Source organism: Natronincola peptidivorans, assembly GCF_900111615.1.
Lineage (GTDB): Bacteria > Bacillota > Clostridia > Peptostreptococcales > Natronincolaceae > Natronincola_A > Natronincola_A peptidivorans.
On record NZ_FOHU01000031.1, the window covers coordinates 1 to 18,088 of the forward strand.

The following is an 18,088-nucleotide window of genomic DNA, read 5'->3' on the forward strand; positions in this document are numbered from 1 at the left end:
ATGGAATAATAACCCATTATTACGCGGTCTGACGTTTTGTTTGTCATCAAAAACCCTTAATTTTACTCTATAGCCTCTTCCTGCTTTTAGCTCCTTTGATGATTGTCTATTGCTTGCTTTCATTTTTATATTCTTACTTTTATATTCTCATTTTTAAATCCTAGATATTACCCTCCAATAGCTCCTCCATGTTTACTGCATTTTTTGCCTCATCTGGAATTGCAATTTTATCAACAGCTCCAAAATTACTGTAATAGATTTCTGATTCATGTATTGTTATTCTAGTGGACTCACCAATGTCAGTGGCAAGTTTATATTTGAAATTGGACTTTTCTGGAAGGTAAGCCTCTTTATCAATCCAGATTTTATAACTGGCTTCAGAAAGCTTGCCATCATCACCTAAGATATCCTTCATTATTTTTCTTATTAATTCATCTTCATTGTTTTCCAGAGACAGTATGTAGTGCTGCTGGTCTGTTTCTAATACAGCTTCTCTAGCTAAACCATTCTCTAATAGGTTTAGAAAATACATAGGATTTGATTGTTTATTTATATTTTCAAGGTTCTCCCAATCTATATCGATTTCTCTAAGGTCTTGAACAGCCCAAACACCCCAGTGTGAGAAATAGGAGTATTGTTTCCCCTCCAGTATATATTTTTTTAATTCTATCCTGTTGCTGTCTGAATCTAAGTCTACATCCTGCTGGTCAAGCACATTGATTTTCGTAATCATTTCTAAGGATAAAGGCTGTTGTCTTAATTTACCCGTGATAAAAGTCTCTGTTTCCCATTCTTCAATAGAAAATAATTCTTCATCTAAAATATAGTCTCCTTCTTGAGACATTGGAGGTAGAGGCATTTGTATAAATTCTTTCTGTGCTATCTCAAAATCATAAGAATTAGCGACTTTTACAGCCTCTAAAGACTTATTATAAATCTCTGTAGATTCCAACGACTCATTAGTTACATCTGTAGCTGCGCACCCTGCAAACAAAATGAATATACAACAACCCAATACAACAAAAAGTATCTTTTTCATTAAACTTTTCATAACCAGTCTCCTTTTAAATATTTCTAAATCGTCTTTAAAAGATGATGTGTAACTAAATTATTTATCATCATTAGTAAATGTTATGGATTCCACTATCTGCTTAATAATTCCTTTTCTTTTTATATCTTCTTCATGACTCTGAAAAAATATGTTGAGTCTGACATTTTCTTTGTGTGATATTATGCTATATTGTCTATATATCGAACTATTATCTTCGCGAATAAAATGATTGATATTATTAATCATAGCATTAGCAAACATTGTATGACTCTTTTCCTTCTCACTGTCAACCTCAAGTATCGACAAGATAGCTTTAAGCTCAACTAGTTTTTCAGGATTATATTTTATTTCGTTAATGAAATCTTCGACTCCTGTATATTCCTCTAAATATGCTTTTATCTCATTAAAATGAAGAAGTCCCCTATCTAAAAGTCCATACAGTTGCTCTATTTCATTATTAACTAAGTTGATTTCTAAGCTTAGTTCTTTCGCCCATTCTCCTCCTATGCTAGTTTCTTTATAAGAAATAATTCCAATTGATATCGTTTCCTCTGCAAGTTTATATCCTCCCGATAACTCCTTTTCTATTTTTTCTCTTAGTTTATCGTTGTTTTTCACCTCTTTGATTTCTTCTACTTCCACTACAAAGTGAAAATCAGCATTCTCTTCAAAGAAAATCTGCTTATAATTCTGGGACTCATTAACCCGCAAATCCCAATCTGCTGGGTAGTTAAAATTAATATATTCATCTGCATACTCATTGTGCTCTTCTTCATTAACTGAACAAGCTGTTATTACTATCAATACCATAAATATTGCAATCAATATCATAATCTTTTTTCCCATGAAAATACCCCCATCTTTTATTAAATGCTTCTATTCTATCTTCGAAAGAATCTAAATTTAACTTTGGGCGTTGTCATTCTGGCGTCTTTTTCATCTGATACATATCAAGAAGATGATATGAAACTACCTTAGGCTTCATTATCAATATCGTAAAACTTTACAACTTGCTCCTTTTATCATTTATTACTGTATTTACTAATCCCTTAATGAATATTAGTGCGCCGATTAACATAAATGAATGTATGAATCCATTTAATATAGATGTATACTCATTAGCTAAATTGGCATTATAGTATATTGTTCTAACCGTTATTCGCCCTAAAGGGGTACTTAATATTATTATAGCAATTGCTGCCATAAAGTATTTCAGTTGCTTCTTCATAACTATTCCTCCTAATATTTAATAATATTTACTTCCACTCTATCATCAGATATATCTTACTTTACTACTTTTTTCTAGAATTACTATTTCTTCTTGGTAGCAATGGTATATTATGGTCTTGCACTTAGGGATGTCGAGTTTTCACTAAATCCTTCTCTCACCATACCTGCTAAACCTCTGCTATCTGATATACCTATCCTTCTATATCAACTTCCATAATTCCAAATTTATTATTTATTAAATCTATTGTTAAAATATAGTCATCATAGAATAATGCATTGCCAATTATTCCATCTATCTCATAGGGATACTCCTCAAAATTAAGGTTCATCAGCCCAGAGTCCTCATAATAAACCGTTGGCTTTTCAATAGTCAACCCTCCGATTTGTAAGTCATTTGCTGCACTTGTACCTTTTAACTGTGCCATATTGTCAAATGAAGGTCCTTGAATTATTTTGTCTGCTTGATTCTCCTCAGATTCTATCAAATGAGTCCAAACCGTTTCTGTTGTTACAACATCAAAAAAACTAGCTCCTGTATCGTAAGCTAAAGTTAAGTTTCTATCTCCTATTTTGACATCTAAAAATAACTTGTTATTTCTAATATCTATATCTAAAAAAGTGCTGTTTTCTTTTATATATTCTGGAATATCTTCTTCTCCCTTTACAATAGCAAATCTTTCTTCAGGAAAATTTATAATTAAAATCCTTTCCTTAAAGAAGGAAAGACCTAGGTTGCCAATCTTTTTATATTCAGCTTTTTCCAATTGTTCTAGTGTTGGTCCATAGTCTTGCCTTATGCCAAAGTATTTGTGTTGAAATTCATAATTAGCTAAGATTCCATCCATAGCTATTACTGATGGTTGTTGGTTTTGCTTTGCTAATATTTCATAATTTGCTTTTATATCTTTAAAGGAATTACCATTTAAGAATGTTGTGGCTCCTGTATCCAGTTGAACATAATACCTTTCATCTGCTCCATTAAATTTAAAAGGAATGAATATTGCTGCTTTATAAATATGTTGATTGCCAAAAGAATAATCAACCCAAGTAAATTCATTCCACTCTAGCTCTTTATTACATCCACCAAGGACAATAGAAATTAAGATAATTAGAACTACTATATATTTTTTCATAAGTTAAAATCACCTCTGATTCACTATATTATTCTACTCACCTTACAATCTATCTAAATTTTAACTCGGAGTATTCTCACGCCTTTTTCATCTGTGACGATTTAGAAAGATCATGCGTAATATATTACATATTCGGGCGACCTGTGGTCGCCCGATTGCTGCACATTTTACATCTTATATGTAATTATATCATTCTACACAGTCCATAAAAAACCTTTGAAGTTTTAGTATAGTTTAATTGCACCAAGTCACTGCAAAATCCTATAAAAATCAACAATGGGTTTTTCATAGTCAAAAAAAATTAGCCTATATCTTGTTTTACTTAGTAATTGAAGATATAGGCTTTAATCTATAAGTTATTTATCTACTTATATATTTTTATAATTAGTATCACTTCTTTAATCTAATGTATAGGTTCTAATGATTTTCCCTTCGATTTCCTCTGGCAGTCTATCTCTATATTTTTCTGGAACAGTAACTGTGTTAGGGTCACCATCACTGATATAACGTAGTCTACTGCCGCTGTCTAAAGCCCTCATCCAATCATACATTCCTACACCGTCTACCTTGGTTTCACTGGCCCTGACCCTTCTGATACGGGTGCCGTCAAAGTCTTTGTGGAAGGGAGATCTATACGGGTCCCAGCCTACTTCTAATATGGCTATATGATGATAGTTTTCTCCTTGGTATTCACCTTCTATAACATAACGGTACAAATCAGTGTTCTTTGGCTTTGAGCCAAAGGGTAATGCTAGTGTGTTGACTTCATAATCTGGCAGATATTGCTTTACCATGCTATTTAATCGCCCCAGCTCCTCTTGAATTTTATCTGCTGAAGCATTGGTAAAGTTGATATGGGTATAGGTATGATTCCCGATATCCATACCGTTGTCTACGATATAATTTAGCTTGTACTCCACCCACTCTGCTTGTCCAAAGGGGGTGCCGCCATTAATAAAAAAGGTTGCCTCTAAAGGAAAATCTGGATGTTTTTCATGGAAGTCTACCAAAATACCTACTGCACTGTCGGGATCAATGACCCACTCTCCATTATCATCCTCAATCATATTAAAGTTGTTTTGATTGCCATCATCAAAGGTGAAAACTACTGGCGTATAGCCAGCCTCTGTAGTGATATTTCCTGTAGTATAATCCACTAAGCTAATAGGTCGATACCCATTATCATAAAGATTTTGTAAGTCTCTTCTAAAATTATCTGGCGTTCTTGACCATTCTGCCTCTGGTTCGGTAATATGATGGTACATCAACACCATGATTTCTCCTGCCTCATTAGGCTGAATCACCGCTAAGTCTATCTCTTCTGGTAAGTCCTCAGCTTCTTCCTCTTTTTCTTCTTCTTCAGCTGACACTTCCTCTACTATCTCTTCTGCCTCAGTCTCTGTTGGTAGAGAATTATCTGTACTGCAGGCTGCTAGCAATAAGGTAAGTATAAGTACTATAATAATAAAAATATTCTTTTTCATGCTGTCTCCTCCTTTGTTGAATTTTTTTAACAAATCATAAAAAAAGATTTCATTCCTATAAAGCTTTAGCCATATAATGATGAGAATTTTTTCTTTATTTAGAAAAACATTGTTAACATGATTTTTATAAAATAGTTAAAACTATGAATGAGGTGATTTTATGTCCATCAGAAAAAGTCATTGGACCAATATAAAAGGAAATATTAGAGAACAAGACGCTGATATCTATAAGTACGAGGAACGTCATTTCCATCGTGAAGCCAAGTCTCAAAAGTCACAGCTGGAAAGTGGTCATGATCATGGTTCTAGAAAGGATGTAAAAACTCCTATCAAAAGAAAGCTAACTTAGGGTGGTGAAATACCACCCTCCTATCTTTTTAAGACTTGATTTCCTTTTGGACAGGTTTTAATACATATACCACAAACTGCTCCTCTGCCTATATGCTTATATTGTTTTTTCATATGCTCACTGCATAATTGAGGATCAAGTATTTTTTCTCTTTCCATCCCTGCAGACCAAGAAGCACCCTTCAACGCTTCTGCTGGACAAGCTTTTACACATAGATTACATTCTCCACACCGAGAGGATATAATAGGTTCGTCATATTGGAATTCCATATCCGTCAAAATTGTTCCTAATCGTACCCTTGGACCAAAGGCTTCTGTTACAAGACAGCCACTTTTTCCAATCCAACCAATACCTCCTCGGGTAGCTGCAGTACGATGTTGAAACAATCCTCTATAGTTCCATCCTGTGTTATTGATGGATTGAGATGCAGGAATTGCCATAGCTAGATGGCCCCATTGCTGTAGTTGATTGGTTATTTGATAGCTTATTTGGTCAATGAAGGTATTTACTGTTCTATAATGATGAAAATAAGTAGGTGTAGGTCCATCTTCTATATCTATATCACTAACCACTTGGTCAGATAGTCGGATGCCAAAGGAAATGCCACTCTTTAAGTGCTTAAACTCTGCTGGCAGTAAATCCTCCAACTGAGCATACCCAACATCTGCAACTCCTAAATCCATAAGTTTTTCCTTTAATTGCAACTGTTTATTCATAACACATCCTCCTCACCTTCATTATATCAAAGTTGCTATTTTAAAACATTAAAAAATTTTACCATAATTATATAGGCTTTCTAAAACCTGCTAACATATTTCTTTAATGAAATGGTTAAATTATTACTACAACATCAATATCGATGTTGAAAAAAATCATATGAGGAGGAGAAAAGAATGGCTTCAAGAAATAATAATAGAATCGTTGTTCCAGAAGCTCGACAAGCTCTTAATCAAATGAAGACTGAGATTGCTAACGAACTAGGTTTAACAAACTATGAAACAACTGATAAAGGAAATCTAACTTCTCGTCAAAATGGTTATGTTGGCGGAACTATGGTTAAAAAATTAATCGAGCAAGCTGAAAGAAGTATGAGTGGCAAGTAATTTAATATAAGAATAAAAAAGGAGATGCTAATAAGGTTTAGCATCTCCTTTTTTATTCTTATATAAAGAAATAATTACCAACACATCATTGTTGCTTAAATTGTGGTTCTTGCTGCTCAATATACTTTTGTCTCTGTTGTAGTGTTTGCAGGGCATTTTCAAGATCCTGGGCTATTTGTTCAAAGTCCTTCTTAGCATTTTGATCCTGAGTTTCTAAGGAAAAAGTTTTCATTGTAGCCGCTGCACTTTGAACACCTGCAATTGCTTGTTGCATTTGTGTACCTACTGTCATTTCTTCACCTCCTCTCATCTACATATGAATTAGAGTTCATATTTTCTGTTAACTTCTTTATATCAGCCTTTAGGTTTAAAAATCAGAGCCGCTATGAAACCAAAAATAATTGCAGAAGATATACCAGCACTAGTGACTTCAAATATACCTGTTAATACTCCCACGATTCCGTTTCTATCATATTCCATCATCGCTCCCTTAAATAGTGAGTTTCCAAAGCTGCTAATAGGTACAAAGGCTCCTGCTCCTGCAAACTTGATTAAGGGTTCATACAGCCCAAGTCCACCCAATACAGCCCCTGATACAACCAATGTCGTCATGGTATGGGCAGGTGTTAATCTAAATACATCCATCATTATTTGTCCAATAACACAGATTCCTCCTCCTACGATGAATGCCCATATAAATTTTTCCAAGATTCTGCACCTCCTTTTTACATCTCAATTGCTACTGCATGTGCTATACAGGGTATACTTTCTTTTTGCTGGTAGGACATAGGAGATAACAGGGCTCCAGTGGCAACAATTAGAATTTTCTTTAGCTCACCCTTTTTCATTCGCCTCATAAAATGACCATAGGTTACAGTGGCAGAGCACGCACATCCACTGGCGCCTGCCAAGGTTGGCTGTTCTTCTGTATAAATTAATAATCCGCAATCGGTAAATATTTTTTTTGGTATTTTCATTCCATGCTCTATTAATAAATCCCCTGCAATTCTATGCCCAACTGCTCCTAAATCTCCTGTAGCAATAATGTCATAGTAGCTAGGATCAATGTTGAAATCACGAAAATGTGCTTCAATGGTATCTACTGCTGCTGGTGCCATAGCAGCTCCCATATTAAAGGGATCCGAAATCCCCATATCAACAACTCTTCCTATAGTTGCTCTAGTTACTTTCGGTCCATCTCCTTCTTCAGCTACTACTGCTGCTCCTGCTCCCGTCACTGTCCATTGAGCTGTTGGGGGTTTTTGTGCACCATATTCTGTTGGATATCGAAATTGTTTTTCGGCAGCTGCATTGTGACTAGAGGCAGCCGCTAAAGCATTTTTTGCAAATTTGCTATCTATCATCAAGCTGGCCAGAGCCAATCCCTCCATAGAGCTAGAGCATGCACCGAAAATTCCTAGATAGGGCATTCCTAAAGTTCGTGCTGCGAAGCTGCTGGGAGTGATTTGGTTCATTAAGTCACCACTTAATAGAAATTGAATATCTTCTTTTTTCATTCCAGCCTTATCAATGGCTTTTTGGCAGGCTTCCTCCAGCAATTTTCTCTCTGCCTTTTCAAAGCTATCCTGTCCTAACCATATATCTGAATGCAAAATATCAAAGTCCTCTGAAAGAGCACCATTTCCTTCAAAAGGACCCCCTACAGCGGCTGAAGCTATTATAACGGGCTTTGATTCAAAGACCCAGGATTGATGTCCTTTAAGCATTTATATCCCACCTAATTCTTTTATGATAATCTTTATAAGGGCCACAACAAATGCAGAAAATACGCCATATACAATAACTGGTCCAGCGATTTTAAACATATTTCCTCCTACACCTAATACATATCCTTCGCTTCGATGTTCGATGGAAGCTGATGTTACTGTGTTGGCAAAACCTGTGATTGGAACAGCCGTCCCAGCACCAGCCCACTGAGCTATATGATCATATACTCCGAAGCCAGTTAATAGCACTGAAAAAATGATCAATGTGGCTACTGTAGGATTACCAGCATTTGTCTCATCAAAATTAAAGTACTCTATGTACATCATTTGAAGTGCTTGTCCTATGGTACATATGATGCCACCTACTAAAAATGCTTTCAAACAGTTGCTTACTACTGGCCTTTTAGGCTCTCTGTCCTTTGCAAAAATTTGATACTGCTGTTGTGTAGGTGTGGCCTTTTTATACTTTTGTCTAGACATTTTTTATCACCTCTAATGTAATAAATAAGTTTCTAATTCCTTCATCAGTGTTTCTAGTTTCCTTGCATTGTCTGCATACATCTTTTTAGCTTTTTCATCCTTTGTCTCCAGGGCATATTTCATAAAATCTGCTTGGCTTTTTTCGATGCTTGCATAGAGCATTTCCTTTACAGTAGGTTGTGGCAGCTGAATCATATCATCAAATAAATCTATATATAAATCTCCACTGCTGTCTACCTGTCCAATGAATACATTGGTTAAATCTACCCCCATGCCCTTAAGCTGGGTTTTTACCCAACCTTCGTTTAGTCCAAAATTGTTTAGAGCATCATATAGAATATTTCCGTCTAGGATAATGGTTTGTGGCTCTGTTTGAGGGGCAACTTTTTGCCCGAGATCATGGGCTGTAACAGGCTTTTTATCATTTTTCATTACAACATTTACTTCGCCTGTATTCTCTAGTACAGCAAATTCAACATCTGCTAAACTAAAAGCATTTTTGGCTCTTAGCTCTCTTATCAGCTCTTCACCTGTCAGCTTTGCTTTTTTTAGGTTCTCCTCCATAATCTTACCCTTTTTAATTACAACTGTCTCTTTGCCATGTATTAAACCATGTAATATTTTGCTCTTTATGGCTAAGAAGTCCATGAGCATAGGCATAAAAATCCATACCGCTAGAGCAACCAGTCCTAAGCGAAAGCTTGGAATCACCTTTGCTGCAATCAGGGCAGTCAGTATGGCTATGACGATGTAATTAACAAGCTGAAAGGTTGACATTTTGCCAGGATGTTTTTTACCCATAATTCTTACAAAGAAAAATGCCAAAAAAAACAATCCTAAAGATCTAATAAGTATTTCCATCCATTCCTTCATATTATCCACCTCACTTAATATCCCTTAAATTGAGGTTCTTCAAATTCTAAAGTCTTTAGTCTATTCTCTAAGTCCTTTATAACATCATTGGTAGTTTCTAAGGCTTCAGTATAAGCATTTTTTTCCTTTTCATCCTGTGCTTGTAGAGCATACATTCTCAATGTTCCTTGGGCTCCCTTTAAGCTAGCCAGGGTTTGTTTTACTTGAGAACCAACTGTCATAAGTCATTGCCTCCCTTTATAGTATGTATAAAATTATTTTCCTCAAAAGCTGTTGTATTCATGCATTGATAAAATGTCAAATTGTTCCATGTGCTTTTTAAAACAAACTGAATAATTTTCAAACCCTATTATTTGTCCCTTTTAAAATTTTATAAAATACAGTAATATAGTATTAGGAAATATAATAGGAGGTATGTACAATGTTTGTTAATACATCACAGCAATTGGCAGAAAAGAAGTTGCTTGTATTATATATATTAGATAAGATTCAACCACCTTTAACCAACTCACAAATTACTCAATTTGTTTTAGAAAATGATATGATGAATTATTTTATGCTGCAACAGTTTCTATCAGAATTAAAGGAATCTGGGTTTATTCTTGAAGAAGAAAAACAGCATACTCAATTCATTACTATTACAGAAAAAGGCCGCAGCACCTTAAACTATTTTATTAATCGTATTCCACAGTCTCAAAAAGATGAAATTAACAGTTTAATTCATGAAAAAGAGAATGTTTTTGAGGAAAAAAGAGAAATTAAAGCAGACTATATAAAGCTTTCTGAAGAAATGTATATGGTAAGGTTATCGATACTAGATAACGACCTTCCCATCATTGATTTAAAAATGAATGTAGATAGCTCCCAACGAGCTAAAGAGATGTGTGATAACTGGCGGGCAAATGCTGTTAGTATTTATCATGGTATGCTAAATCTTCTATAATACAAAAATCCCCTTAATTTCTTGTTGCCTAATGGTAACAAAGAATTAAGGGGGACTCTGTAACAACGAGCCTATATTTTTACCTTTAATTTTTTTTATTTGCTGATTGATTACCTAGGATGACGCTTCTAGCCTCTCCTAATAGATATAGTGAGCCTGCAACTAAAACTGCATCAGAGGCTTCTGTAATCTCATAAGCCTTATTTACTGCTTCCCTAACAGTTTTGCATACATAAATATCCTTTCCAAAGTCGGCTAGCTCCTTGGCTAAATCCTCTGCCTCCATAGCTCTAGGATTGTTAGGCTTTGTAACGATAATCCGATCCATCAGAGGAATAAGATGCTTTAGTACCCCTTTTATATCCTTATCCTTTAACATCCCCACCACAAAGGTAACGCCGTACTCCTTTAAAAGAGCCTCTACACTTTTCTGTAATGCCTTGGCACCCTGTAGATTATGAGCTCCATCTATAATAGTTAAAGGATTTTTATTTATTACCTCTAATCTTCCAATCCATTTGTTATGGTATAATCCTTTATAAATGGCTTCTTGACTAATATCAATAGCATGATATTTTTTTAATGCCTCTAATGCAGTTAATGCCATGCAGCAGTTATATATTTGGTGGGTTCCTGCTAAGGATATCCTTATATTCTCATAGATATTGCCCAAAACCTCTACAGAAAACTGCTGTTCTTCTATTGTACTGTGTTGAATATCTAGGTTTTCATAGCTGGTTATGATTAACTTGCTTTTTCTTTCTTTTGAAACACTTTTTATAACCTCCATTGCTTCAGCCTGTTGAGGATGAGAAACTACATAGCTGTTTTCTTTTATTATCCCAGCTTTTTCAAAGGCTATCTCCTCTAATGTATTCCCTAAAAACCCCATATGATCATAATCAATAGGTGTAATAACTGATAACAGTGGTGTATCAACTACATTGGTGGCATCTAGTCTTCCCCCCATCCCCACCTCCACTATTGCAAAGTCCACATTATCCTGGGCAAAATACCATAAGGCAATAGCCGTCTCAATTTCAAAGGCTGTAGGATGATTTTCCCCTTCCTTCAGCATGAATTCTATCTTTTCCTTTACAGTGGCTATATTGGCTGCTAATCTTTCTTCATGGATTTTTTCTCCGTTGATTTGTATGCATTCTGTAAATTCTACTATGTAGGGAGAAGTATATAGACCTACCTTATACCCTGCTGTTTTTAAAACACTATGGATAAAGGAAGAGGTTGAACCCTTTCCATTTGTCCCTGCCACATGGATAATTTTTAAATCTTTTTGAGGATTTCCTAATAGCTTTAATAAACTCTGTATAGTATCTAATCCTGGCTTGCTGCCATAAATATAAGTACTCTCAATATAATGGATTGCCTGCTGATAATTCATACTGCTCCTCCATTCATTTTCATACCTCTCTCGAAAATCTGCATAATTTCATCATAGCAGAAAAACGTCTATTGTCAATAATGGTGGCTGTGGATGACTAAGTCAACAGCTTGTTTTGTTTATTGTTTTCTAAGTTAGTTATGATATTGTAGGGGTATTATTTAAGATAATAAAAGATTTTTACCGATATATATTGTATAATCCATAATTTTATGAATAAATTATTTTAAAGGAGGCGAAGGTCATGTCTAAAACTACAAGGGTTTCATCTGTTGCCAATAAAAGAGTACAGACCAGTTATGTCAATAGAGTGAAAAGGGTTGAAAAAAATGAAGCAGTGGATTCAGTAAAGCCTGTTGAAAAAATCAGTAATTCAGCTGGGCATTATTCTTCAAACTACACCCTAGCCTCTGATATATTTTATAAAAAGCTGGAGGAGCTGAAAAAAGAGTTTAAGAGCTTTTACCATGACCATAGAAGATTTGAAGAGGCCGTCGAAATCCTTGAGCAAGGGGATGAAGATATCGTCATACACATCAAAAATCTTATAGAGAAGTATAACACCGCCTTTAAATCCTTGAAGATTCTAGATAAGACCATGAATACAACGAATGCAAAGGATATAGCTGCTATTATAGATGTCTTTAAAACCTCCCTTACCAATATTGCTATCGATGTTGATGAAGACTACTATATGACCATCCAGGAGGAAACCTTTATAGAAATCATCAGGGAAACTCAAGAGCCCTTAAAATTTTTATTTGAGCCTATTCAAGGGATGATTTTTAAGCTTTACAAAGCCTTTAAAAGCATAAAATATTTGCCAAAGGAGGGCTTGCAGGAGGGCTATGAGAATCCATTGGATAAACATCTTACAGGTATAGTAATGAACCAACAGGGATAAAATGTTCTTCATACAAAAACAAGCCATCATTGAGATCAATAGCTTCATGATGGCTTGCTTTAATTATTCAGTGGTGATACTATTTGTTTTTCAGTGTTTCCAGTCTTTCTAGTACTATATCCAGCATTTCCTGATACTTTTCACCTTTTTGTCGTTCCTCTTGGATCAAATGAGGAGGAGCTTTTTTTGTAAAGCCTTCATTAGAGAGTTTTCCTTCCACTCTTTTGATTTCTCCCTGTAGCTTTGCTTTCTCCTTTTCTAGTCGTTCAATTTCCTTTTCAATATCAATCAAGTCTTCTAAAGGTAAGAATAACTCTGCTCCCTGAACCACAGTTGAAACTGCATCTGACGGAATGGATGCTTTATTTTGAGCAAATTCTATTTCAGATATACCTGCCAGCGCTGTAAAGTACTGTTTACCTTCTTCAATAATGGTTTGCATCTCTTCTTTGGAAGTAAATACCATCAGCTTTGCTCTTCGTGAAGGAGCCACATTCATCTCTGCCCTTATATTTCGGATATTTTTGATGGCCTCCATGATTAGGTTCATTTTTTCTTCTGCTTGATGATTTCTTTCATCTTCTTTATATTTTGGCCATTGAGATACCATTACGCTTTCCCCTGTGTTTGGTATGCTTTGCCAGATTTCTTCAGTAATAAATGGCATAAACGGATGTAATAGCTTTAAGATATTTTCTAATACATAGGTAAGAGTATACTGCGCTGCTGCTTTTCTTTCTAAATCCTCACCATACAATCTTGTTTTTGTTAGCTCAATATACCAATCACAGTACTCATTCCAGGTGAAATCATATATCTTTTGCAGTGCTAATCCCAGCTCAAATTTCTCCATGTTGTCAGTGATTTCTTTGCTAACTTCGTTTAGTCTAGAGATAATCCAATGGTCTGCTGTATTTAAGTTGTCTTTCACCTCATCAAAGGTAATCTTTCTTTCATCTAAGTTCATTAAAACAAATCGTGTGGCATTCCACAATTTATTTGCAAAGTTTCTGCTGGCTTCGATTCTCTCAATTTGAAAGCGAATGTCATTTCCCGGGGAATTACCTGCAATCAAGGTATACCTTAAAGCATCGGCGCCATATTCATCAATCACCTCTAATGGATCTACGCCATTCCCTAAGGATTTACTCATTTTTCTTCCCTCTGCATCCCTTACTAAACCATGCACAAATACATGTTTAAAAGGAATATCCTCCATAAACTCGATGCCTGAGAAGGCCATGCGCACAACCCAGAAGAAAATAATGTCGTACCCAGTTACAAGCACATCGGTGGGATAGAAATATTCTAGCTCCTTTGTTTTTTCTGGCCATCCTAAGGTAGAAAACGGCCATAGGGCTGAGCTAAACCATGTATCCAAAACATCCTCATCCTGTTTAAAATCACTGCTGCTGCATTTCCCACATTTTGATGGTGCTTCCCTTGTTACCACTAATTCACCGCAGTCCTGACAATAATAGGCTGGTATACGGTGTCCCCACCATAGCTGTCTTGAAATACACCAATCTTTGATGTTTTCTAACCAATGGAGATAAATCTTGTCAAATCTTTGAGGAACGAATTTAATCTTACTGTTTTTTACTGCCTCAATAGCAGGCCCTGCTAGAGGCTCCATTTTTACAAACCATTGGTCGGATGTAATGGGCTCCACTACTGTATCACAACGGTAGCATTGGCCTACACTATGGGCTCTTTCCTTGGTATGTACCAATAACCCTAGCTCTTCTAAATCCTTCACGATTTGTTTTCTAGCTTCATATCTACCCATGCCTTCATACTTTCCACCATTGGCATTGATACTGGCGTTTTCCTTCATTACATTTATCTGGGGTAAATTATGTCTTAAGCCCACCTCAAAATCGTTTGGATCATGAGCAGGGGTAATCTTTACTGCTCCTGTTCCAAAGGCTGGATCTACATAATCATCTGCTATGATGGGAATTTCTCTATCCATCAAAGGAAGAATAGCAGTTTTCCCAATCAAGTGACTAAACCTTTCATCCTCAGGATGTACCGCTATAGCAGTATCCCCCAGCATGGTTTCAGGTCTAGTGGTAGCAATCTCTATAAATTCATCTGAATCCTTTATTGGATAATTGACATGCCAGAAGAACCCGTTTTTCTCTTCATGCTCTACCTCTGCATCCGATAAGGAAGTCTTGCAGTCAGGACACCAGTTGATGATTCTGTTCCCTCTATAAATCAATCCTTTTTCATAAAGCTGAATAAAGACTTCTGTAACGGCATTGTTACAGCCTTCATCCATGGTAAACCTTTCTCTGGACCAGTCACAGGAGTTCCCTAGCTTTTTCATTTGGTCTACAATTACCCGTCCATATTCGTCTCGCCATTGCCATGCTCGATCTAAGAATCCATCTCTGCCAACCTCTTGTTTTGATAAACCCTCTTCCTTTTTAATCTTTTCTACTACCTTTACCTCTGTGGCTATACTTGCATGGTCTGTACCTGGCAACCATAATGCTTCATGGCCCTGCATTCTCTTAAATCGTATCAGTACATCCTGTAGTGTCTGATCCAATGCATGACCTAAATGCAGCTGCCCTGTTATATTAGGTGGAGGTAAAACAATAGAGTATGATTTTTTCTCAGGATTGACTTCAGCTCTAAAATAATCCTTCTCCATCCAATGCTGATAAATGCGATCTTCAAAATCCTTTGGATCATAGTTTTTCGGTAAATTGTTTAACATTTTCTTTTCCTCCTTAAAATCTTATAATTCTTAAGAATTCTAGTTTTTCAGGAACCTCGTTATAAAACAATAATACTGCTCCCATAATGGCTAACAAAAGACCACCAATCTTTAGTATCAAAATACCTTTGGTTGTAGTTACCTTAAAAATTTTACTAATGATACCAGTACCATATACCAAAACTGCACCTAATAGTACCAGCAACAAACCCATCTGAAACATATACATCACCCCTAGTATTCTCACAAAAAATTTAAAAAACCCTTCATCCTAATCATAAGGACGAAGGGTCTATTCGCGGTACCACCTTAATTCCTGTTGAATCATCAACAGGCTCTCATCAATCTAACGATTCTCCACCGTCTGCATCTACTACTACTTCAATGCAGAAGCTCCAAAGCTACCTTCGATAGCTATTGCCCTGAAAAACCTTGCAGCCATGGGTTTTTCTCTCTTAAAGGGATAGGTATCTACTCCTCTTCTTCACTGCTTTTGTCTATTTTATTATAAGTGAAATTATGTTTATTATAACCAATTAGTAGGATTTGTCAAGGGTTTTCTCCATATTATATTCCTTTACTGCCTTTAATCCTATCCTAAAATAGTGAACAAATGCATAAGCAGCTACAATAATTGCTAAATACACTAGATATCTTCCATAGGAAAATCCAAATGCTACTGATAAAATTGCTATATAGAATACTATCGTGGCTAATTTCCCATATCTATTGGCGGGTATTACAATTTTTTCTTTTTTGGTGTATAAGAATGCTCCACCAACGATAAGGCATACTTCTTTAATACCTACTATGATAATTACCCATATAGGCACTATATTTTTTATTGTAAAACAAATCAGGACTGTCAACTGCATAAGTTTATCTGCTAATGGATCCATCACCTGTCCCCATTTGGTTACTAAATTGTATTTTCTAGCAATATAACCATCTAATGCATCTGTAAAGCCTGCGAAAATGAAAATATAGGCTGAATATCTAAAATTATTATCCATAGGGGAAAAAAAGACGGCAACAAATATTGGAATCAAAAAAAATCTTATCACTGTGATTATATTGGGTAAATTCATATAGCACCTCTTTTCCTCATGGTCACTCATCATCGTCTAGGTCTTATGAGTTTTTTGTATTCAGCTTATTATATCACACTCATATAGAATATCAAAATACCTTCAACTCTCCTTATCACTTCCTAATTGTAGTAAATATTCACTATTTTACTACTTTAATAGAGTATCTTCTGTCAAGGTATTCTACAAGGTTTCTAATCATTTCTTCATATCCACCATTAAATACCTCCCATTGTCTTTTATAATTAGCATAGATTAGTCGTTTGGTATAGTTATACATAGGGATATCTTTATATACACACAGTCTTGATACCCTGCCGTTACCAGCATCTAAGCTGTTAGGGTTAATACCAAAATCCACCTCATCTCGATGAACTAGAGCATACCAATAAAAATTATCTATCTCACCTCTGATATAGCCGTATCTGTTTTTGCTGCTGCAAACCTTGATATTTAAAGACATATTCTCCCCTCCAATATACTATATTTAATTTTATGTGTATTCTTTACATCCTATACTTATTTTGTAATAGGGGTGAGGTATTTCTCTTATGGCTGCAACAAAGTTTTCTTAGTATATCACACATTTTTTGTGGATGAATATAATGAAACAGAGGCTGTTTTTTATTATAAATTGGAGGGATTTTTATGAAGCATCTAAAACTTACAAGTGTTATCATTGTTGTACTTATGATAGTTTCCTTGTCTTTATCAGGCTGTAGTGGTACTAAGTCAGGTCTAACAAAAATTACAGTAATGGAGGTTACACACTCAGTATTTTATGCTCCACAGTATGTAGCCATTACAGAGGGATTCTTTGAAGAAGAAGGGTTAGAAGTTGAACTGATTGATGGCCAAGGTGCCGATAAGGTTATGGCGGCTCTTCTCAGCGACCAGGTAGAAATTGGTTTTATGGGACCTGAGGCTTCTGTCTACGTATACAGTCAAGGCAAAGAGGACTATGCAGTTAATTTTGCTCAATTAACCCAAAGAGATGGTTCCTTTATCGTAGCAAGAGAACCTAACCCAAGCTTTACCTTTGAAGACCTAAGAGGAAAAGAGATACTAGGAGGTCGTAAGGGTGGTATGCCTAATATGACCCTAGAGTATGTTCTGAAAAATAATGACCTTATGCCAGGGGAGGATTTGAATGTAAGAACAGATGTGCAATTTGGTGTAATGGCAGGTGCTTTTGCTGCTGGTGAGGCGGACTATACTACATTATTTGAACCTACCGCTTCCATGATCGAAAAGGATGGTGTAGGCTATGTAGTGGCCTCCGTTGGTGAAGAAAGTGGATATATACCTTACACAGCTTACTCAGCTAAAGAAAGCTATTTAGAAGAAAATCCTGAAATTATTCAAAGCTTTACAAATGCCATTTATAAAGGAATGTTATGGGTTGCAGAAAATGATGCAGAAACAGTTGCTAAATCTCTACAGCCCCACTTCCCAGATGCTGATTTAGATATCCTTATCAACGTTGTTGAAAGATACCGTTCTATCGACGCTTGGACACCAAATCCAGTATTAACAGAGGAAGGGTTGGACAGATTACAGGATGTTATGACAGAGGCTGGGGAGTTAAGC

The 18,088-nt window shown here is 35.7% G+C and carries 22 protein-coding genes and 1 other annotated feature; of the genes, 5 read left to right on the plus strand and 17 right to left on the minus strand.

Translation table 11 applies throughout. The features are described from left to right. Positions 1 to 160: 160 nt before the first annotated feature. The 5 genes from BMX10_RS16775 to BMX10_RS16795 all read right to left on the minus strand — a co-directional run bounded on the left by BMX10_RS16775 (position 161) and on the right by BMX10_RS16795 (position 4,898). Entirely contained in the window at positions 161 to 1,051 is an 891-nt protein-coding gene (locus BMX10_RS16775; protein WP_090446790.1) for a DUF6612 family protein, read from the minus strand. A gap of 57 nt (positions 1,052 to 1,108) precedes the next feature. Then, positions 1,109 to 1,897, minus strand: coding sequence for a hypothetical protein (locus tag BMX10_RS16780; protein WP_090446791.1), 789 nt, complete (start codon positions 1,895 to 1,897; stop codon positions 1,109 to 1,111). Between the two features lie 157 nt (positions 1,898 to 2,054). Continuing rightward, complete coding sequence (locus tag BMX10_RS16785) at positions 2,055 to 2,279, minus strand: glycosyl transferase (protein ID WP_090446793.1); 225 nt, start codon at positions 2,277 to 2,279, stop codon at positions 2,055 to 2,057. Between the two features lie 193 nt (positions 2,280 to 2,472). Continuing rightward, entirely contained in the window at positions 2,473 to 3,414 is a 942-nt protein-coding gene (locus tag BMX10_RS16790) for a pepsin/retropepsin-like aspartic protease family protein (protein ID WP_090446795.1), read from the minus strand. A gap of 398 nt (positions 3,415 to 3,812) precedes the next feature. Next, the gene (locus BMX10_RS16795) at positions 3,813 to 4,898 is read right to left on the minus strand and encodes a polysaccharide deacetylase family protein (RefSeq protein WP_090446797.1); all 1,086 of its coding nucleotides are present in this window, start codon (positions 4,896 to 4,898) and stop codon (positions 3,813 to 3,815) included. A 160-nt stretch (positions 4,899 to 5,058) separates the two neighbouring features. On the opposite strand from BMX10_RS16795, the gene BMX10_RS16800 reads away from it, so the two are divergent. Beyond that, on the plus strand, positions 5,059 to 5,247 hold the full coding sequence (locus tag BMX10_RS16800) for a hypothetical protein (RefSeq protein WP_090446799.1): 189 nt from the start codon (positions 5,059 to 5,061) through the stop codon (positions 5,245 to 5,247). 20 nt (positions 5,248 to 5,267) lie between these two features. Here the strand turns inward: BMX10_RS16800 and BMX10_RS16805 are convergent, their stop codons facing one another. Then, positions 5,268 to 5,963, minus strand: coding sequence for a 4Fe-4S double cluster binding domain-containing protein (locus BMX10_RS16805; protein ID WP_090446801.1), 696 nt, complete (start codon positions 5,961 to 5,963; stop codon positions 5,268 to 5,270). 177 nt (positions 5,964 to 6,140) lie between these two features. Between BMX10_RS16805 and BMX10_RS16810 the strand changes: the two genes are divergently transcribed. Then, positions 6,141 to 6,350 (plus strand): alpha/beta-type small acid-soluble spore protein, encoded by a 210-nt coding sequence (locus BMX10_RS16810; protein WP_090446803.1) that lies wholly within the window; start codon positions 6,141 to 6,143, stop codon positions 6,348 to 6,350. 85 nt (positions 6,351 to 6,435) lie between these two features. Here BMX10_RS16810 and BMX10_RS16815 read toward each other — a convergent pair whose 3' ends face one another. The 6 genes from BMX10_RS16815 to BMX10_RS16840 form a co-directional block, all read right to left on the minus strand. Continuing rightward, entirely contained in the window at positions 6,436 to 6,642 is a 207-nt protein-coding gene (locus BMX10_RS16815) for a DUF1657 domain-containing protein (RefSeq protein WP_090446805.1), read from the minus strand. Positions 6,643 to 6,704: 62 nt separating this feature from the next. After that, positions 6,705 to 7,058, minus strand: a complete 354-nt coding sequence (gene spoVAE / locus BMX10_RS16820) for a stage V sporulation protein AE (protein WP_090446807.1) — start codon at positions 7,056 to 7,058, stop codon at positions 6,705 to 6,707. A gap of 17 nt (positions 7,059 to 7,075) precedes the next feature. Then, a complete protein-coding gene (spoVAD, locus tag BMX10_RS16825) occupies positions 7,076 to 8,077 on the minus strand; it encodes a stage V sporulation protein AD (RefSeq protein WP_090446809.1) in 1,002 nt (333 codons plus the stop codon). Then, entirely contained in the window at positions 8,078 to 8,557 is a 480-nt protein-coding gene (gene spoVAC / locus BMX10_RS16830; protein ID WP_090446811.1) for a stage V sporulation protein AC, read from the minus strand. It abuts the gene before it with no gap. Positions 8,558 to 8,569: 12 nt separating this feature from the next. Continuing rightward, positions 8,570 to 9,430 (minus strand): DUF421 domain-containing protein, encoded by an 861-nt coding sequence (locus BMX10_RS16835; protein ID WP_090446813.1) that lies wholly within the window; start codon positions 9,428 to 9,430, stop codon positions 8,570 to 8,572. Between the two features lie 14 nt (positions 9,431 to 9,444). After that, entirely contained in the window at positions 9,445 to 9,651 is a 207-nt protein-coding gene (locus BMX10_RS16840; protein ID WP_090446814.1) for a DUF1657 domain-containing protein, read from the minus strand. Positions 9,652 to 9,851: 200 nt separating this feature from the next. Here BMX10_RS16840 and BMX10_RS16845 point away from each other — a divergent pair, with 200 nt between their 5' ends. Beyond that, positions 9,852 to 10,373: a DUF4364 family protein gene (locus BMX10_RS16845; protein ID WP_090446816.1), complete on the plus strand. Its 522-nt coding sequence runs from the start codon at positions 9,852 to 9,854 to the stop codon at positions 10,371 to 10,373. A gap of 85 nt (positions 10,374 to 10,458) precedes the next feature. Here the strand turns inward: BMX10_RS16845 and BMX10_RS16850 are convergent, their stop codons facing one another. Next, positions 10,459 to 11,775: a bifunctional folylpolyglutamate synthase/dihydrofolate synthase gene (locus BMX10_RS16850; RefSeq protein ID WP_090446818.1), complete on the minus strand. Its 1,317-nt coding sequence runs from the start codon at positions 11,773 to 11,775 to the stop codon at positions 10,459 to 10,461. A 244-nt stretch (positions 11,776 to 12,019) separates the two neighbouring features. On the opposite strand from BMX10_RS16850, the gene BMX10_RS16855 reads away from it, so the two are divergent. After that, entirely contained in the window at positions 12,020 to 12,679 is a 660-nt protein-coding gene (locus BMX10_RS16855; protein WP_090446821.1) for a hypothetical protein, read from the plus strand. A gap of 79 nt (positions 12,680 to 12,758) precedes the next feature. On the opposite strand, the gene BMX10_RS16860 is transcribed toward BMX10_RS16855, so the two are convergent. From BMX10_RS16860 to BMX10_RS16875, 4 genes are all read right to left on the minus strand, one after another. After that, on the minus strand, positions 12,759 to 15,410 hold the full coding sequence (locus BMX10_RS16860) for a valine--tRNA ligase (RefSeq protein ID WP_090446823.1): 2,652 nt from the start codon (positions 15,408 to 15,410) through the stop codon (positions 12,759 to 12,761). Between the two features lie 13 nt (positions 15,411 to 15,423). Further along, positions 15,424 to 15,633: a hypothetical protein gene (locus tag BMX10_RS16865; RefSeq protein ID WP_090446825.1), complete on the minus strand. Its 210-nt coding sequence runs from the start codon at positions 15,631 to 15,633 to the stop codon at positions 15,424 to 15,426. Positions 15,634 to 15,686: 53 nt separating this feature from the next. Next, positions 15,687 to 15,907: a binding site (T-box leader), on the minus strand. A gap of 39 nt (positions 15,908 to 15,946) precedes the next feature. Next, complete coding sequence (gene pgsA, locus BMX10_RS16870; RefSeq protein ID WP_090446827.1) at positions 15,947 to 16,498, minus strand: CDP-diacylglycerol--glycerol-3-phosphate 3-phosphatidyltransferase; 552 nt, start codon at positions 16,496 to 16,498, stop codon at positions 15,947 to 15,949. Positions 16,499 to 16,640: 142 nt separating this feature from the next. After that, positions 16,641 to 16,961: a hypothetical protein gene (locus tag BMX10_RS16875; RefSeq protein WP_090446829.1), complete on the minus strand. Its 321-nt coding sequence runs from the start codon at positions 16,959 to 16,961 to the stop codon at positions 16,641 to 16,643. 185 nt (positions 16,962 to 17,146) lie between these two features. On the opposite strand from BMX10_RS16875, the gene BMX10_RS16880 reads away from it, so the two are divergent. Continuing rightward, positions 17,147 to 18,088: ABC transporter substrate-binding protein (locus BMX10_RS16880; RefSeq protein ID WP_090446831.1), on the plus strand; the 942-nt coding region annotated here is incomplete at its 3' end.

Coding starts and splice junctions, on each gene's coding strand:
- BMX10_RS16860 (WP_090446823.1), bottom strand. CDS start 15,410: ATGTTAAACAATTTACCGAAAAACTATGATCCAAAGGATTTTGAAGAT.
- BMX10_RS16785 (WP_090446793.1), bottom strand. CDS start 2,279: ATGAAGAAGCAACTGAAATACTTTATGGCAGCAATTGCTATAATAATA.
- BMX10_RS16855 (WP_090446821.1), top strand. CDS start 12,020: ATGTCTAAAACTACAAGGGTTTCATCTGTTGCCAATAAAAGAGTACAG.
- BMX10_RS16775 (WP_090446790.1), bottom strand. CDS start 1,051: ATGAAAAGTTTAATGAAAAAGATACTTTTTGTTGTATTGGGTTGTTGT.
- BMX10_RS16835 (WP_090446813.1), bottom strand. CDS start 9,430: ATGAAGGAATGGATGGAAATACTTATTAGATCTTTAGGATTGTTTTTT.
- pgsA (WP_090446827.1), bottom strand. CDS start 16,498: ATGAATTTACCCAATATAATCACAGTGATAAGATTTTTTTTGATTCCA.
- BMX10_RS16840 (WP_090446814.1), bottom strand. CDS start 9,651: ATGACAGTTGGTTCTCAAGTAAAACAAACCCTGGCTAGCTTAAAGGGA.
- BMX10_RS16795 (WP_090446797.1), bottom strand. CDS start 4,898: ATGAAAAAGAATATTTTTATTATTATAGTACTTATACTTACCTTATTG.
- BMX10_RS16805 (WP_090446801.1), bottom strand. CDS start 5,963: ATGAATAAACAGTTGCAATTAAAGGAAAAACTTATGGATTTAGGAGTT.
- BMX10_RS16790 (WP_090446795.1), bottom strand. CDS start 3,414: ATGAAAAAATATATAGTAGTTCTAATTATCTTAATTTCTATTGTCCTT.
- spoVAD (WP_090446809.1), bottom strand. CDS start 8,077: ATGCTTAAAGGACATCAATCCTGGGTCTTTGAATCAAAGCCCGTTATA.
- BMX10_RS16865 (WP_090446825.1), bottom strand. CDS start 15,633: ATGTTTCAGATGGGTTTGTTGCTGGTACTATTAGGTGCAGTTTTGGTA.
- BMX10_RS16845 (WP_090446816.1), top strand. CDS start 9,852: ATGTTTGTTAATACATCACAGCAATTGGCAGAAAAGAAGTTGCTTGTA.
- BMX10_RS16850 (WP_090446818.1), bottom strand. CDS start 11,775: ATGAATTATCAGCAGGCAATCCATTATATTGAGAGTACTTATATTTAT.
- BMX10_RS16875 (WP_090446829.1), bottom strand. CDS start 16,961: ATGTCTTTAAATATCAAGGTTTGCAGCAGCAAAAACAGATACGGCTAT.
- BMX10_RS16815 (WP_090446805.1), bottom strand. CDS start 6,642: ATGACAGTAGGTACACAAATGCAACAAGCAATTGCAGGTGTTCAAAGT.
- BMX10_RS16810 (WP_090446803.1), top strand. CDS start 6,141: ATGGCTTCAAGAAATAATAATAGAATCGTTGTTCCAGAAGCTCGACAA.
- BMX10_RS16800 (WP_090446799.1), top strand. CDS start 5,059: ATGTCCATCAGAAAAAGTCATTGGACCAATATAAAAGGAAATATTAGA.
- BMX10_RS16780 (WP_090446791.1), bottom strand. CDS start 1,897: ATGGGAAAAAAGATTATGATATTGATTGCAATATTTATGGTATTGATA.
- spoVAC (WP_090446811.1), bottom strand. CDS start 8,557: ATGTCTAGACAAAAGTATAAAAAGGCCACACCTACACAACAGCAGTAT.